We start from the raw sequence: 13653 nt of genomic DNA, 5'->3' as shown, positions 1-13653 counted from the left end.
GTGGTGGGCGCGTGGCGGAGCGCCCACCACCGGGGCCCGGATTCCCCAGACCTTCCCTTCGACTGCCGCCGTCCTGAGAGCAGCTGCCTGCCATGCTTCAATTCCTCATTCGCCGGACGTTCGGCGCGGCGCTGATTTTGCTGTTGATCAGTGCGTTCACGTTCTTCATGTTCTTCGCCATCCCGCAGGACCCGGCTTTGCTGGCCTGTGGCAAGAACTGCACTCCGGACGCGCTGGCGATCATCCACAAGAACCTCGGCCTCGACTCGCCCGTCCCCGTTCAGTACTGGAACTTCCTCGCCGGCATATTCGTCGGCCGGGACTTCGCCGTCGGCCACTGCGACGCCCCCTGCTTCGGCGTCTCCTTCGCCAACAACCAGAACGTCTGGGACACGATCCTCGACCGCTTCCCGCTGACCCTCTCGCTGACCGCAGGCAGCCTGCTGGTCTTCCTCACGCTCGGCCTCGGCGCCGGTCTGCTGGCCGCCAAGTACCGCGGTACCTGGCTGGACAAGGTGTTCAGCTCGGGCTCGCTGGTCATCAGCTCCATGCAGATCTACTTCCTCGGCCCCCTGGTGCTCCTCGGCCTGGTCTACAGCACCGGCTGGCTCGACAAGCCGAAGTACGTGCCGATCAGCGAGGACCTCGGCGGCTGGTTCATGGGCCTGTTGATCCCCTGGGTCGTCATGGCGACCATCTTCACCGCCAACTACACACGTATGTCCCGCTCCTCGATGATCGAGCAGCTGCAGGAAGAGCATGTGAAGGCGGCCCGCGCCAAGGGCATGTCGGGCAACTACGTGTTCTTCCGCTACGCCTGGCGCGGCTCCCTCATCCCCATCGTCACCATCCTCGGCATCGACCTGTCCTCCCTGCTGGCGGGCGGCATGGTGACGGAGCTGACGTTCGGTCTGGCCGGTCTCGGCCGACTCGCGCTGGAGTCCGTCACCAACAAGGACCTGCCGATGCTCATGGGCGTCATGCTGATCAGCGCCGCGCTCATCATCGTCTTCAACCTGATCGTGGACGCCCTGTACGCCGTCATCGACCCGCGCGTGCGGCTGTCCTAGGAGAACCACCGTGACCACTCAGACCAAGCCCGAAGAGGCCGCGGCCACCGCCGCGGAGCGGGCCTTCCTCTCGGTACGTGACCTCAAGGTCCACTTCTCCACCGAGGACGGCGTCGTCAAGGCGGTGGACGGGCTCTCCTTCGACCTGGAGCGCGGCAAGACCCTCGGCATCGTCGGTGAGTCCGGCTCCGGCAAGTCGGTGACCAACCTCGCCGTCCTCGGCCTGCACAACCGCAAGACCACCGCCATCGACGGGTCGATCACGCTGGACGGTCAGGAGCTGACCGAGACCGGCGAGAAGCAGCTGGAGACGCTGCGCGGCAAGAAGATGGCGATGATCTTCCAGGACGCGCTGACCGCGCTGTCGCCGTACTACACGGTCGGCCGCCAGATCGGTGAGCCGTTCATGAAGCACACCGGGGCCTCCAAGCGGGACGCCCGCGTGCGCGCCATCGATCTGCTGGAGAAGGTCGGCATCCCGCACCCGCAGCAGCGGGTCGACGACTACCCGCACCAGTTCTCCGGCGGTATGCGGCAGCGCGCCATGATCGCGATGGCGCTCTCCTGCGACCCGGACCTGCTCATCGCCGACGAGCCCACCACGGCGCTCGACGTGACGGTGCAGGCGCAGATCCTCGACCTGCTCAAGGACCTGCAGCAGGAGTTCGGTTCCGCCATCATCATGATCACCCACGACCTCGGCGTCGTCGCCAACATGGCCGACGACATCCTCGTGATGTACGCGGGCCGCGCGGTTGAGCGGGGCACGGTGCGCGAGGTGCTCAAGGCGCCTCAGCACCCGTACACCTGGGGCCTGTTGGGGTCGATGCCGCGGCTCACGTCCGATGTCGACGAGCCGCTGGTGCCGATCCCCGGATCGCCCCCCTCGCTGCTCAACCCGCCCACGGGTTGTGCCTTCCACCCGCGGTGCGGCTTCACCGAAGAGGTTCCTGGAGGCCGTTGCTCCAGTGAGCGGCCGCCGCTCGCCCCTGGGCGAGCCGCCGCGTGTCACCTGACGGGGGACCAGCGGCAGCAGCTGTTCATCGAGACGATTCAGCCCCGGCTGGGCTGAGCCAAACCGGGACTGGGGCATCACCATGAGCGACAACAGCAACACCACCACGGCGGTCGCCGACGCGATCCCGCAGCAGCGGGGCGAGGACAGCGCACCGCTCCTCAAGGTCAGCGGCCTGAAGAAACACTTCCCGATCAAAGGCGGCTTCCCGATCCGGCGGACCGTCGGCCATGTCAAGGCCGTCGACGGCGTCGACCTGGAGGTCTTCCCCGGGGAGAGCCTCGGCCTGGTCGGCGAGTCCGGCTGCGGCAAGTCGACGACCGGGCGACTGCTGACCCGGCTGTACGAGCCGACCGAGGGCACCATCGAGTACAAGGGGCGGGACATCAGTCACGCCAGCCGGTCGAAGATGGCGCCGATCAGGTCCGAGATCCAGATGATCTTCCAGGACCCGTACACCGCGCTGAACCCGCGGCAGACGGTCGGCAAGATCATCTCGGGCCCGATGGAGATCAACGGGATCAACCCGCCCGGCGGCCGTGAGAAGCGGGTCCGCGAGCTCCTGGAGATCGTCGGTCTCAACCCGGAGCACTACAACCGCTTCCCGCACGAGTTCTCCGGCGGCCAGCGCCAGCGCATCGGTGTCGCGCGCGCCGTCGCGCTGGAGCCGAAGCTGATCATCGCGGACGAGCCGGTCTCGGCCCTCGACGTGTCGATCCAGGCCCAGGTGGTGAACCTGCTGCAGGAGGTGCAGCGGGAGATGGGCATCGCCTTCGTCTTCATCGCCCACGACCTGGCGATCGTGCGCCACTTCTCGCAGCGCGTCGCGGTGATGTACCTCGGCAAGGTCGTGGAGATCGCGGACCGCGACTCGCTCTACAACCGGCCCCGTCACCCCTACACGCACGCGCTGCTGTCGGCGGTGCCGGACGCGGACATCGACGCGGCCAAGCGGGAGCGGATCCGCCTCGCCGGTGACGTGCCCTCCCCGATCAGCCCGCCGTCCGGCTGCCGGTTCCGTACGCGCTGCTGGAAGGCGCAGGACAAGTGCGCGACGCAGGAGCCGCCGCTGCTGCGCATCGAGGGCAGCAAGGAGGGGCACCTGACGGCGTGCCACTTCCCGGAGGAGCCCACCATCGCGGACCGCGGCGAGGACGTGGTGCTGGACCTGGGCCTGAAGGCCCTGGAGGACAACGCCGACGGCGACACGGCGGTCTCGAAGGGCTGAGACCGGCGGGGTCGTCATGGACCGGGGGCGGGAGCCTGCTCTCCCGCCCTCGGTCTTTCGTATGTGTCGGCGCGTACTCGGGCGTCAGGCGGTGATCCGCGCCCGCGCCCAGTGACACGCCACCTGCGCCTGCGCACCTCCGCCGAGCACCTCCGGATCCTCGGTCCGGCAGGCGTCCGCCACTCCCGCCCGTTCCGCCTCCCCGCCCGCCAGCACCTGGCAGCGGGCGTGGAAACGGCATCCGGAGGGGATGCGGGTCGGGTCGGGAGGCTCGCCGGTCAGGACCACCGGATCGCCGGGTGCCTCCGGCAGGACCGACAACAGGGCCTGGGTGTACGGATGCCGGGGCGCCGTGAGCACCTGCTCCACGTCCCCCGTCTCCACGATCCGGCCCAGGTACATCACCGCCACCCGGTCCGCGATGTTCCAGGCCAGCCCCAGGTCGTGCGTCACCACCAGCGCCGACAGACCGAGATCGGCGCGCAGCCGCAGCAGCAGGGCGAGGATCTCGCCGCGTACGGAGGCGTCCAGGGAGGCCACCGGCTCGTCGGCGACGAGGAGTTCGGGTTCGAGGACCAACGCGCCGGCGATGACGACGCGTTGGCGCTGGCCGCCGGAGAGTTCGTGCGGATAGCGCAGGAAGAAGCGCTCCGGGGGCCGCAGACCGGCCCGGGACAGCGCCCCGGCCACCGCCGCACGCTCGTCGCCGCCGTGGCCGTGGATCCGCAGGCCCTCCGCCACCGCGTCGTACACCGTGTGCCGTGGGTTCAGCGATCCCGTCGGGTCCTGGAGGACCAGCTGGACGCGTCGCCGGTACGCCTTCAGGGCCCGCGAGGAGTAACGGAGCTGCTCGCCGTCGAAGACGACCCGCCCCTGGGTCGGCGGTTCCAGGCCGAGCAGGGCGCGGGCCAGCGTCGTCTTGCCGCAGCCGGACTCGCCGACCAGTGCCACGATCTCCCCGGTGCCGATGTCGAGTTGGACGCCGTCCACCGCGCGGGCGGGCGGGGCGCCGTGCCGGCCGGGATAGGTGACGTGCAGGCCCTGTGCGCTCAAGAGGGTCATGATCCGCTCCTCGTGTCCTGCGTCGCCCGCACATGCACACAGGCCGCCCGCCGGTCCTCGTCGGCCGCCCGCAGCTCCTGGTCGTCCTCCGCGCAGGACTCCAGCGCGACCGGACAGCGCGGATGGAAGGCGCACCCGGAGGGCACGGCGGACGGGTCCGGCGGATCGCCCGGCAGGCCGCGCGGCGCGAACCGCGACGCCGGGTCGCCGATCCTCGGGAACGCCTCCGACAGCGCCTTGCCGTAGGGGTGCCGGGCGTCCTCGTAGACCCTGCGCGCCGGGCCCTCCTCGACCACGCGGCCCGCGTACATCACCGCCAGCCGGTCACAGGTGTCGGCGAGGACCGCCAGGTCGTGGCTGATCGCGATCAGGCCCAACTCCTGCTCCGCGACGAGCTGTTCGATGAGGCGGAGGATCTGCGCCTGGATCATCACGTCCAGGGCGGTGGTCGGCTCGTCGGCGACGATCAGTCGGGGGTCGCAGGCGAGGGCCATGGCGATCATGACGCGCTGACGCTGCCCGCCGGACAGCTCGTGCGGATACGCCGACGCCCGCGCCGCGGGGAGCCCCACCTGCTCCAGAAGCTCCCCGGCCCGCTTCCTCGCTCCCGCGGGGGTCGCCTTCCCGTGCAGCTGGATCGGCTCGGCGATCTGGTCTCCGACGCGGTGGACGGCGTTGAGCGAGTGCATCGCGCCCTGGAAGACGATGGAGGCCCCGGCCCAGCGCACCGCCCGCAGCCGGCCCCACTTCATGGTGAGGACGTCCTCGCCGTCCAGCAGCACCTGCCCGCCGATCCGGGTCCCGGCCGGCAGCAGCCGCAGCAGCGCGAGGGCGAGCGTGGACTTGCCGCAGCCGGACTCGCCCGCGATCCCGAGCTTCTGCCCGGCCGCCAGCGTCAGGTCGACGCCCCGCACGGCGGCGGCACCGCCCGCGTAGGTCACCGTGAGGTTCTTGACGTCGAGCAGGCTCAAGGTGTCACCCCCGGTGTGGGGTTGAGGGCTGGTTTCGTGGCGGGTCGGCGGGGCGGGTGGGCCGTCGCCGAGCCGGTGCCGGTGGGGCTTCGGCGTGCGGGCGGTGAAGTGGCGTCCCCCGGCGGGGCGGCCGCTGCGCCGCGGCGCGTCGCTGCGTGGGTCCTGACTGCGGGCAGGCTCAACGTCCCACCCCCAGCCTGGGGTTGAGCACGGACTCCACCGCACGCCCGCACAGTGTGAACGCCAGTGCCACCACCGCGATGGCGATGCCCGGCGGCACGAGATACCACCAGTTCCCGGAGCTGACCGCCCCCGCCTCCCGCGCGTCCTGGAGCAGCCCGCCCCACGACACGACGTTCGGATCGCTCAGCCCCAGGAAGGCGAGGGTCGCCTCGGCGAGGATGGAGGACGAGATCATCAGCGTCGTCTGGGCGAGCACCAGCGGCATCACATTGGGCAGCACATGCCGGGACATCACATGCCAGTGCCCGCCGCCCAGCGCCTTCGCGCGTTCGATGTACGGCCGTGACTCCACCGCAAGCGTCTGCGCCCGCACCAGCCTGGCCGTGGTCGGCCAGGAGGTCACGCCGATCGCCAGGACGACCGTGCCCAGGGAGCGGGGTAGCACGGTGGCCAGCGCGATGGCGAGGACCAGGGTCGGCATCACCAGGAACCAGTCGGTGACCCGCATCAGCACGGTGGCGTACGCCCCCTTGAAGTGCCCCGCGGTGATCCCGACCGTCGTGCCGATCGCCACCGACAGCGCGGCGGCGAGCAGCCCAACCAGCAGCGACACCCGCGAGCCCCACACCAGCAGGCCCAGCAGATCCCGCCCGAACCGGTCGGTCCCCAGCGGGAACTCACCGCTCGGGCTCTCCATCGGCTGCCCCGGCGCCCGGGTCACGCCGGCCACGTCGGAGCCGATGGTGAGCGGGGCGGTCAGCGCGAGCAGCGCGAACACGGCGAGGGCGATCAGACCCACCAGGCCCGCGCGATGGGTGCGGTACTGCTTCCAGAACCGTACGACGGACTGGCGCCGCCGCTGCCGGGCGAGCGCGCGCGGACCGGCCGCCCGCGCCCCGGCATCGTCCTTCCCGGTCTCGGTCGTCATCGGCCCACCCGGGGGTCGAGCAGCGGATAGACCAGGTCGGCCAGGGTGTTCATGACGATCACCGCCGCTGCGAAGAAGAGGAACAGGCCCTGCACCAGCGGCAGATCGGGCACGCTGAGCGCCTGGTAGAACAGCCCGCCGAGTCCCGGCCAGGAGAACACCGTCTCGACGAGGATCACGCCCGCGACCGTCCGGCCCAGATTGACGAAGACCAGCGTCACCGTCGGCAGCAGCGCGTTCGGCACGGCATGCCGGCGCCGCACCAGGTCGTCCCTGAGGCCCTTGGCGCGGGCGGTCGTCAGATAGTCGCTGCCCATCTCGTCCAGCAGCGCGGAGCGGGCCACCAGCAGGGTCTGGCCGTACTCGACCGCGACCAGCGTGACGACGGGCAGGATCAGATGGTGGGCGACATCGAGGACGTACGCGAAGCCCTCCTCACCGCCCGACTCCATGCCACCGGTCGGGAACAGTCCGGGAATCGGGCCGATCCCCACCGAGAACACGATGATCAGCAGCAGGCCCAGCCAGAACGACGGGATCGAGTAGAGAGTGAGGGCCAGACCCGTGTTCAGGCGGTCGCCGAGTCCCCCGTGCCGCCAGGCCGAGCGAGTGCCCAGCACGATGCCGAGCACGGTGTACAGGACGAACGCGGTTCCGGTGAGCAGCAGCGTGTTGGGCAGCGCCTCGGAGATCTTGTCGACGACGGGCGCCCGGAACTGGTACGACGTCCCGAGATCCCCGGTGAGCGCCTTGCCGCAGTAGTCCGTGAACTGCTCCCACATCGGCAGATCGAGCCCGAACTCCCTGCGGTAGGCGGCGAGTTGCTCCTCGGAGATGGGGCGGCCGCCCGTCATGGTCTTGACGGGGTCGCCGGGAATCAGCCGGAACAGGAAGAACCCGGTGACGAGGACGGCGAGCAGGGAGACGGCGGCGCCGCCCACCTTGCCGGCGCCGTAGCGCAGATAGCGCGTGGTGGTGCGCGCCCGCGGTCCCCGGACCGCGGGCGCGGCGGCCTTGACGGCCGGAGCGGAGGGTGCGTCGGCGGTCATGGGCGGCTACTCGCGCTCCTCGGCGGTCGCCCGGCGGCGCAGGGCGAAGAACACTCCCGCGCCGACGAGGACGGCGGCACCGGCGACGACCCCGATGACGACGCCCGTCGAGCCGGAACCGTCGGAGGAGCCGTCCGAGTCCGCCGGGGTCGCCGACCACCAACTCCAGTAGCCGTCCTGCCCGTAGATGTTGCCCGCCTTCTCGGGCATCGTCGTGATCGACTTGATCTGGTCCGTGCGGTAGGCCTCGACCGCGTTCGGATACGCCATGACGTTCATGTACCCGAGGTCGTACAGCCGGGACTCCATCTGCTTGACGATGTCCGCCCGTTTGGCCGGGTCGTACTCGGCGAGCTGCTTCGCGTACAGGTCGTCGTACGTCTTGTCGCAGATGAAGTTGTCCGTCGCGCCCGTGTCCTTCGGTGTCGAGGGCAGCGCGCCGCAGGTGTGGATCGACAGCACGAAGTCCGGGTCGGGGTTGACGGACCAGCCGTCGAAGGCGATGTCGTAGGTGCCCGCGAGCCAGGGATCGCTGACGTTGTCCAGGCAGTTGAGGTTCACGCCGATGCCGAGCTCGCCCCACCACTCCTGGAGGTACTGCCCTATGGCCTTGTCGTTGGGGTCGGTGGCATGGCACAGGACGCGGTAGGTGATCGGCTTGCCGTCCTTGCCGAGGCGCTTGCCGTCGCCGTTCTTCTTGTAGCCGGCCTGGTCGAGGAGTTGGGCGGCCTTCGCGGGGTCGTAGGCGAGTTCCTGCCCGCCCGCCGGCTTCCAGAAGTACGTGGAGAAGCGGGGCGGGATGTAGCCCTCGCCCTGCACCGCGTGCCCCTGGAACACCCGGTCGATGATGGTCTTGCGGTCGACCGCCGTGAACAGGGCGTGCCGCACCCGCTCGTCCAGCAGGGAGGGGTGGCCGTCACCGAACTTCTGGCCGTTTTTCGCCCGTGCCCCCGGGTTGGTGGCGAGGGCGTAGAAGCGGCGGCCGGGGGCGTCGTTGACGCGGATGTTCTTCTCGCCCTTGAGCGAGGTCGCCTGAGCGGGCGTCAGGGACGGGGACCCGGCGACGAAGGAGACCTCGCCCTTGCGCAGGGCGGCGACCGCCGCGTCCTGGTCCTTGTAGTAGCGGAAGACCAGCTCGTCGAACTTCGGTGCCCCGCGCCAGAAGTCCTTGTTGGCCTTGAGGCGGACGTAGCTGTCGGGCTTGTAGTCGGTGAGGATGAACGGCCCGTTCCCGACGACGGGGAAGTCCTTGTCGTTGTTGAACTTCGAGAAGTCGCCGACCTTCTCCCAGACGTGCTTCGGCACGATCGGCACGTCCAGTGCCGTCATCGTGGCCTGCGGCTTCTTCAGCTCGATGACCAGCTCGGTGGGGCTCGGGGCCGTCACCTTGCGGAAGTTGCCGACGAAGCTGCCGTTGGCGGTGGCCGCGCCCTCGTCGGTCATCATCTTGTTGAACGTCCAGGCCGCGTCCTCGGCGGTCGCCTGCTGTCCGTCCGACCACTTGGAGTCGGAGCGGATCGTGTACGTCCAGGTCAGCTTGTCCGGCGACGACTTCCACTCGGTCGCCAGGGCCGGGACGGCGTGGGCGTCCCCCGGGTCGTAGTTCGTGAGGTACTCGTACATCAGCCGGTGGATGCTGGTGCTGAGGAGCCGCGCCGCGAGGAAGGGGCTCAGCGAGTCGACACTCTGCGCGACCGCGACGGTGAGGACCTTGTCGCCGTCCGCCGCCGCTGCCTGGTGCGGCGCGAGTCCGGCCGACAGCGTCAGGGCGGCGGCTGTGGCGGCGAGCAGGCGCCGCACTCTGCCGTGCTGCTGTTGAGTGCTCATGATCGTGACCTCACGTCATCGCTTGCACAGGGACGGCTTGTTGGACTGTCAGCGCTTTACTGCGCGCGTGAACAGCGCATGAAACCCCATGTGGCCTGCGAAAACAACGAAGTGATGAGATTGAGACAGTCAATGGTCCACACCAGTGAAGAGCACCTGGTCAATCCCTGACGGTCCGGCAGGGCGAAGGCGATGCGTGCCGGATACCGTCGCGCCGACCGGTCGGCGGGCGGTTGCCGCCGAAAGAGCTAACGGCGCCTCGGATGGGTGCCGTGCACATGCACAGTCCTCCCCGGCTGCCGATATTTGCTGCCAGGGCGCGGCGACATACAGGCGGCGCAGTCAGGAGGACGCACCATGCGCGGAGCCAGGCACGCCGGACGGGCCGTATGCGCGGTGGTGGTCGCCCTCGCGGCGACGGCCTGCGGAGGCGGAGGTGGGAGCGCCGGCGACGGCGGCGCCGTGCTCAGCTCCTCGTGGACCGATCCGCAGAACCCGTTGGAGCCGGCCAACACCAACGAGGTGCAGGGCGGCAAGGTGCTCTCCATGATCTTCCGGGGGCTGAAGCAGTACGACCCGAAGACCGGCGAGGCCGAGGACATGCTCGCCGAGAAGATCGAGACCCCGGACTCGCGGAACTACACGGTGACCCTCAAGAAGGGCTGGACCTTCAGCAACGGCGAGAAGGTCACCGCCCGGTCCTTCGTGGACGCCTGGAACTACGGGGCGAGTCTGAAGAACAACCAGAAGAACGCCTACTTCTTCGGCTACATCGAGGGCTACGACAAGGTCCACCCGGCCAAGGGCGAGCAGAGCGCCGAGACGATGTCCGGGCTGAAGGTGCTGGACGAGCGGACCTTCACCGTCCGGCTCGGCCAGAAGTTCTCCAGCTTCCCCGACACCCTCGGCTACAACGCCTTCGTACCGCTGCCCCGGGCGTTCTTCGACGACCACGCCGGCTGGCTGGCCAAGCCCGTCGGCAACGGCCCGTACGCCGTGGAGTCGTACACCAAGGGCTCCGAGATGCGCCTGACGCGATGGGACGCCTACCCGGGCGAGGACGCGGCCCGCAACGACGGCGTCACGCTCAAGGTCTACACGGACAACAACACCGCCTACACCGACCTGATGGCCGGCAACCTCGACCTCGTCGACGACGTACCGGCCCAGCAGCTGGGCAACGTCCGCGGCGACCTGGGCGATCGCTACCTCAACACCCCGGCCGGCATCATCCAGACCCTGGCCTTCCCCCACTACGACAAGGACTGGAGCAGGCCCGGCTCGGTCAAGGTCCGCAAGGGCCTGTCCCGGGCGATCGACCGCGAGCAGATCACCAAGACCATCTTCCAGGGGACCCGCACCCCCGCCACCGACTGGACCTCACCCGTCCTCGGCGCGGAGGGCGGCTACAAGGAGGGGCTGTGCGGTGAGTGGTGCCAGTACGACGCCGCCGCGGCCAAGAAGCTGATCAAGGAGGGGGGCGGCCTGCCCGGCGGGCAGGTGAAGATCACGTACAACGCGGACACCGGCTCCCACAAGCTGTGGGTGGACGCCGTCTGCAACTCCATCAACAACGCCCTGGACAACGACCGGGCCTGCGTCGGCAACCCGATGGGCACCTTCGCCGACTTCCGCAGCAAGAGCACGACCCAGAAACTCTCCGGTCCCTTCCGGGCGGGCTGGCAGATGGACTACCCGCTGACCCAGAACTTCCTCCAGCCGCTCTACTACACCAACGCCTCCTCCAACGACGGCAAATGGTCCAACGAGGAGTTCGACGAGCTCGTCGACCGGGCGAACGCCGAGACGGACGTCGCCAAGGCCGTCCAGACCTTCCAGAAGGCCGAGGAAATCGTCCGGGACAACATGGCGGCCATCCCGCTCTGGTACCAGAACGGCAGCGCCGGCTGGTCGGAGCGGCTGTCGAACGTGGCCCTCAACCCGTTCAGCGTTCCCGTCTACGACCAGATCAAGGTCGGCTGAGCCCGCCATGGGGCAGTACGTCGTCCGGCGTCTGCTGCAGATGGTCCCGGTGTTCATCGGGTCCACGATGCTGATCTTCCTCATGGTGAACGTGATGGGCGACCCCGTCGCGGGCCTGTGCGGCGACCGGCAGTGCGACCCGGCGACGGCGGCTCAGCTGCGGAAGGAGTTCGGCCTCGACAAGCCCGTGTGGCAGCAGTACCTGACCTACATGGGGAACGTCTTCACCGGGGACTTCGGTACGGCGTTCAACGGCCAGGAAGTCACCGAGCTGATGTCGACGGCCTTCCCGGTCACCATCCGCCTGACCATCGTGGCGATCCTCATCCAGGTCGTCGTCGGGGTCACGCTCGGCGTCGTCACCGGCCTGCGCCGCGGCCACCCCGTCGACACCGGCGTCCTGCTCCTCACCCTCGTCGTCATCTCCGTTCCCACCTTCGTCACCGGCCTGCTGCTCCAGCTCCTGCTCGGCGTGGAATGGGGCTGGATCCGCCCGTCCGTCTCGACGGCGGCCCCCTTCAGCGAGCTTCTGATCCCCGGCCTTGTCCTGGCCTCGGTCTCCCTCGCCTACGTCACCCGCCTGACCCGCACCTCCATCGCGGAGAACCGGCGCTCCGACTACGTCCGTACGGCCATCGCCAAGGGCCTGCCCAGACACCGCGTGGTCACCCGCCACCTTCTGCGCAACTCCCTCATCCCGGTCGTCACCTTCATCGGCGCCGACATCGGCTTCCTCATGGGCGGGGCGATCGTCACCGAGCGGATCTTCAACATCCACGGCGTCGGCTACCAGCTCTACCAGGGCATCCTGCGCCAGAACATGCAGACCGTCGTCGGCTTCGTGACGGTCCTCGTCCTCGTCTTCCTCCTGTGCAACCTGGTCGTCGACCTCCTGTACGCCGTACTCGACCCGAGGATCCGCTATGCCTGACCAGCCGTTCCCGTCCGACGGGGCGATCTCCGGCAGCGGTACGTCCGGCGCGATGCACCTGGCCGCCAGTGAGGCGGAGACCCTTCAGCGGCAGCAGTCCGGCCCCTTCGGCGGACGGGCGCCGGCGGCCCCGCAGCCGACGGAGCCACAGCCGGCCGCCGGCCCGGCCGAACGGCCCCGCAGCCTTGGCTCCGACGCCTGGCGCGACCTGCGCCGCAACCCGGTCTTCGTCATCTCGTCCCTGATCATCGTCTTCCTGGTCTTCATCTCCCTGTGGCCCGCGGCGATCGCCTCCGGCAGCCCCCTCGCATGCGACCTCGCCAAGGCCCAGCAGGCCTCGGCACCCGGCCATCCCTTCGGCTACGACGGACAGGGCTGCGACGTCTACACGCGCACGGTCTACGGCGCCCGTACGTCCGTCACGGTCGGCGTCTGTGCCACGCTCGGCGTCGCGGTCCTCGGCTCGGTGCTGGGCGCACTCGCCGGCTTCTTCGGCGGCCGGTGGGACTCGCTCCTCTCCAGGATCACCGACATCTTCTTCGCCATCCCGGTGGTCCTCGGCGGCCTGGTCCTTCTCTCGGTGGTGACCAGCAACTCCGTCTGGCCGGTCATCGGCTTCATCGTGCTGCTCGGCTGGCCCCAGATCTCCCGTATCGCGCGCGGCGCGGTCATCACCGCCAAACAGAACGACTACGTGCAGGCCGCCCGAGCCCTGGGCGCCTCCCACTCCCGCGTCCTGCTCCGCCACATCGCGCCCAACGCCGTCGCCCCGGTGATCGTGGTGGCGACGATCGCGCTCGGCACGTACATCGCCCTGGAGGCGACCCTGTCCTACCTCGGAGTAGGCCTGAAACCCCCGAGCGTCTCCTGGGGCATCGACATCTCGGCGGCTTCCCCCTACATCCGCAACGCCCCCCACGCCCTGCTCTGGCCCTCCGGCGCCCTGGCCATCACGGTCCTGGCCTTCATCATGCTGGGCGACGCGGTGCGCGACGCCCTGGATCCGAAGTTGAGGTGAGGGGGTCATGGGTTCGGTGACGCGGGATCTCCCATCCTCGGCGACGCGGTCCGCGATGCCCTCGGGCCGAGGTCGAGGTGAGCGGAGATTGGGTTCGCGGTGCGGGGCGCGGGTGGGCTCGGCCTCGGGCGACGGGTCGGGGCGGGGGTCCTGTCGAGTGCCCGCTGTCCCTCCGGTGCCCGCCCGCTGTCCTGCGGTTGCCGCTGCGGTCTTCATCGCCTCGGCGTCGCGGTGCGTGGCGTCCTCGGTGCGGGGGCGGGGTGCGGGCGTCATGGGTTCGTGGTGCGAGGTGCGGGTGGGCTCGGCCTCGGGCGACGGGTCGGGGCGGGGGTCCTGTCGAGTGCCCGCTGTCCCTCCGGTGCCCGCCCGCTGTCCTGCGGTTGCCGCT

11 protein-coding genes are annotated in these 13653 nt (G+C 69.6%); 6 read left to right on the top strand and 5 right to left on the bottom strand.

The features are described from left to right. The first annotated feature begins 92 nt into the window (after positions 1-92). From ACIA8X_RS12365 to ACIA8X_RS12355, 3 genes are read left to right on the top strand one after another with little or no spacing between them, the layout of a single operon-like run. Positions 93-1070, top strand: coding sequence for an ABC transporter permease (locus ACIA8X_RS12365; RefSeq protein ID WP_393461837.1), 978 nt, complete (start codon positions 93-95; stop codon positions 1068-1070). 10 nt (positions 1071-1080) lie between these two features. After that, the gene (locus ACIA8X_RS12360) at positions 1081-2142 is read left to right on the top strand and encodes an ABC transporter ATP-binding protein (RefSeq protein ID WP_399458269.1); all 1062 of its coding nucleotides are present in this window, start codon (positions 1081-1083) and stop codon (positions 2140-2142) included. A gap of 25 nt (positions 2143-2167) precedes the next feature. Further along, positions 2168-3313 carry an ABC transporter ATP-binding protein gene (locus ACIA8X_RS12355; protein WP_399458268.1) on the top strand — a complete coding sequence of 382 codons (1146 nt, stop codon included), beginning with the start codon at positions 2168-2170 and terminating at the stop codon, positions 3311-3313. An 84-nt stretch (positions 3314-3397) separates the two neighbouring features. Here the strand turns inward: ACIA8X_RS12355 and ACIA8X_RS12350 are convergent, their stop codons facing one another. The 5 genes from ACIA8X_RS12350 to ACIA8X_RS12330 form a co-directional block, all read right to left on the bottom strand. Next, complete coding sequence (locus ACIA8X_RS12350) at positions 3398-4375, bottom strand: ABC transporter ATP-binding protein (RefSeq protein WP_393461843.1); 978 nt, start codon at positions 4373-4375, stop codon at positions 3398-3400. Then, positions 4372-5346 carry an ABC transporter ATP-binding protein gene (locus ACIA8X_RS12345; protein WP_393461845.1) on the bottom strand — a complete coding sequence of 325 codons (975 nt, stop codon included), beginning with the start codon at positions 5344-5346 and terminating at the stop codon, positions 4372-4374. The genes ACIA8X_RS12350 and ACIA8X_RS12345 overlap by 4 nt, the downstream gene beginning before the upstream one ends. Before the next feature lie 178 nt (positions 5347-5524). Further along, positions 5525-6457 carry an ABC transporter permease gene (locus ACIA8X_RS12340; protein WP_393461847.1) on the bottom strand — a complete coding sequence of 311 codons (933 nt, stop codon included), beginning with the start codon at positions 6455-6457 and terminating at the stop codon, positions 5525-5527. Next, on the bottom strand, positions 6454-7506 hold the full coding sequence (locus ACIA8X_RS12335) for an ABC transporter permease (RefSeq protein ID WP_393461849.1): 1053 nt from the start codon (positions 7504-7506) through the stop codon (positions 6454-6456). Before ACIA8X_RS12335 ends, ACIA8X_RS12340 begins: the two co-directional genes overlap by 4 nt. 6 nt (positions 7507-7512) lie before the next feature. Continuing rightward, entirely contained in the window at positions 7513-9333 is a 1821-nt protein-coding gene (locus tag ACIA8X_RS12330; protein WP_399458267.1) for an ABC transporter substrate-binding protein, read from the bottom strand. Positions 9334-9690: 357 nt separating this feature from the next. Between ACIA8X_RS12330 and ACIA8X_RS12325 the strand changes: the two genes are divergently transcribed. From ACIA8X_RS12325 to ACIA8X_RS12315, 3 genes are read left to right on the top strand one after another with little or no spacing between them, the layout of a single operon-like run. After that, on the top strand, positions 9691-11316 hold the full coding sequence (locus tag ACIA8X_RS12325) for an ABC transporter substrate-binding protein (protein WP_399458266.1): 1626 nt from the start codon (positions 9691-9693) through the stop codon (positions 11314-11316). Positions 11317-11323: 7 nt separating this feature from the next. Continuing rightward, positions 11324-12247, top strand: coding sequence for an ABC transporter permease (locus ACIA8X_RS12320; RefSeq protein WP_393461855.1), 924 nt, complete (start codon positions 11324-11326; stop codon positions 12245-12247). Beyond that, on the top strand, positions 12240-13265 hold the full coding sequence (locus tag ACIA8X_RS12315) for an ABC transporter permease (RefSeq protein ID WP_399458265.1): 1026 nt from the start codon (positions 12240-12242) through the stop codon (positions 13263-13265). Before ACIA8X_RS12320 ends, ACIA8X_RS12315 begins: the two co-directional genes overlap by 8 nt. Positions 13266-13653: the final 388 nt, after the last annotated feature.

Origin of the sequence: Streptomyces sp. NPDC051738 (genome assembly GCF_044453205.1) — a bacterium.
In the GTDB taxonomy this organism is placed as follows: domain Bacteria; phylum Actinomycetota; class Actinomycetes; order Streptomycetales; family Streptomycetaceae; genus Streptomyces.
The sequence above is the reverse complement of the archived record's forward strand: the minus strand, read 5'-3'. Positions and strand labels throughout refer to the sequence as shown.

Excerpts from the sequence above, each read along its gene's own strand:
- ACIA8X_RS12365 (WP_393461837.1), top strand. The coding sequence starts at position 93 with ATGCTTCAATTCCTCATTCGCCGGACGTTCGGCGCGGCGCTGATTTTG.
- ACIA8X_RS12355 (WP_399458268.1), top strand. The coding sequence starts at position 2,168 with ATGAGCGACAACAGCAACACCACCACGGCGGTCGCCGACGCGATCCCG.
- ACIA8X_RS12350 (WP_393461843.1), bottom strand. The coding sequence starts at position 4,375 with ATGACCCTCTTGAGCGCACAGGGCCTGCACGTCACCTATCCCGGCCGG.
- ACIA8X_RS12340 (WP_393461847.1), bottom strand. The coding sequence starts at position 6,457 with ATGACGACCGAGACCGGGAAGGACGATGCCGGGGCGCGGGCGGCCGGT.
- ACIA8X_RS12335 (WP_393461849.1), bottom strand. The coding sequence starts at position 7,506 with ATGACCGCCGACGCACCCTCCGCTCCGGCCGTCAAGGCCGCCGCGCCC.
- ACIA8X_RS12330 (WP_399458267.1), bottom strand. The coding sequence starts at position 9,333 with ATGAGCACTCAACAGCAGCACGGCAGAGTGCGGCGCCTGCTCGCCGCC.
- ACIA8X_RS12325 (WP_399458266.1), top strand. The coding sequence starts at position 9,691 with ATGCGCGGAGCCAGGCACGCCGGACGGGCCGTATGCGCGGTGGTGGTC.
- ACIA8X_RS12320 (WP_393461855.1), top strand. The coding sequence starts at position 11,324 with ATGGGGCAGTACGTCGTCCGGCGTCTGCTGCAGATGGTCCCGGTGTTC.
- ACIA8X_RS12315 (WP_399458265.1), top strand. The coding sequence starts at position 12,240 with ATGCCTGACCAGCCGTTCCCGTCCGACGGGGCGATCTCCGGCAGCGGT.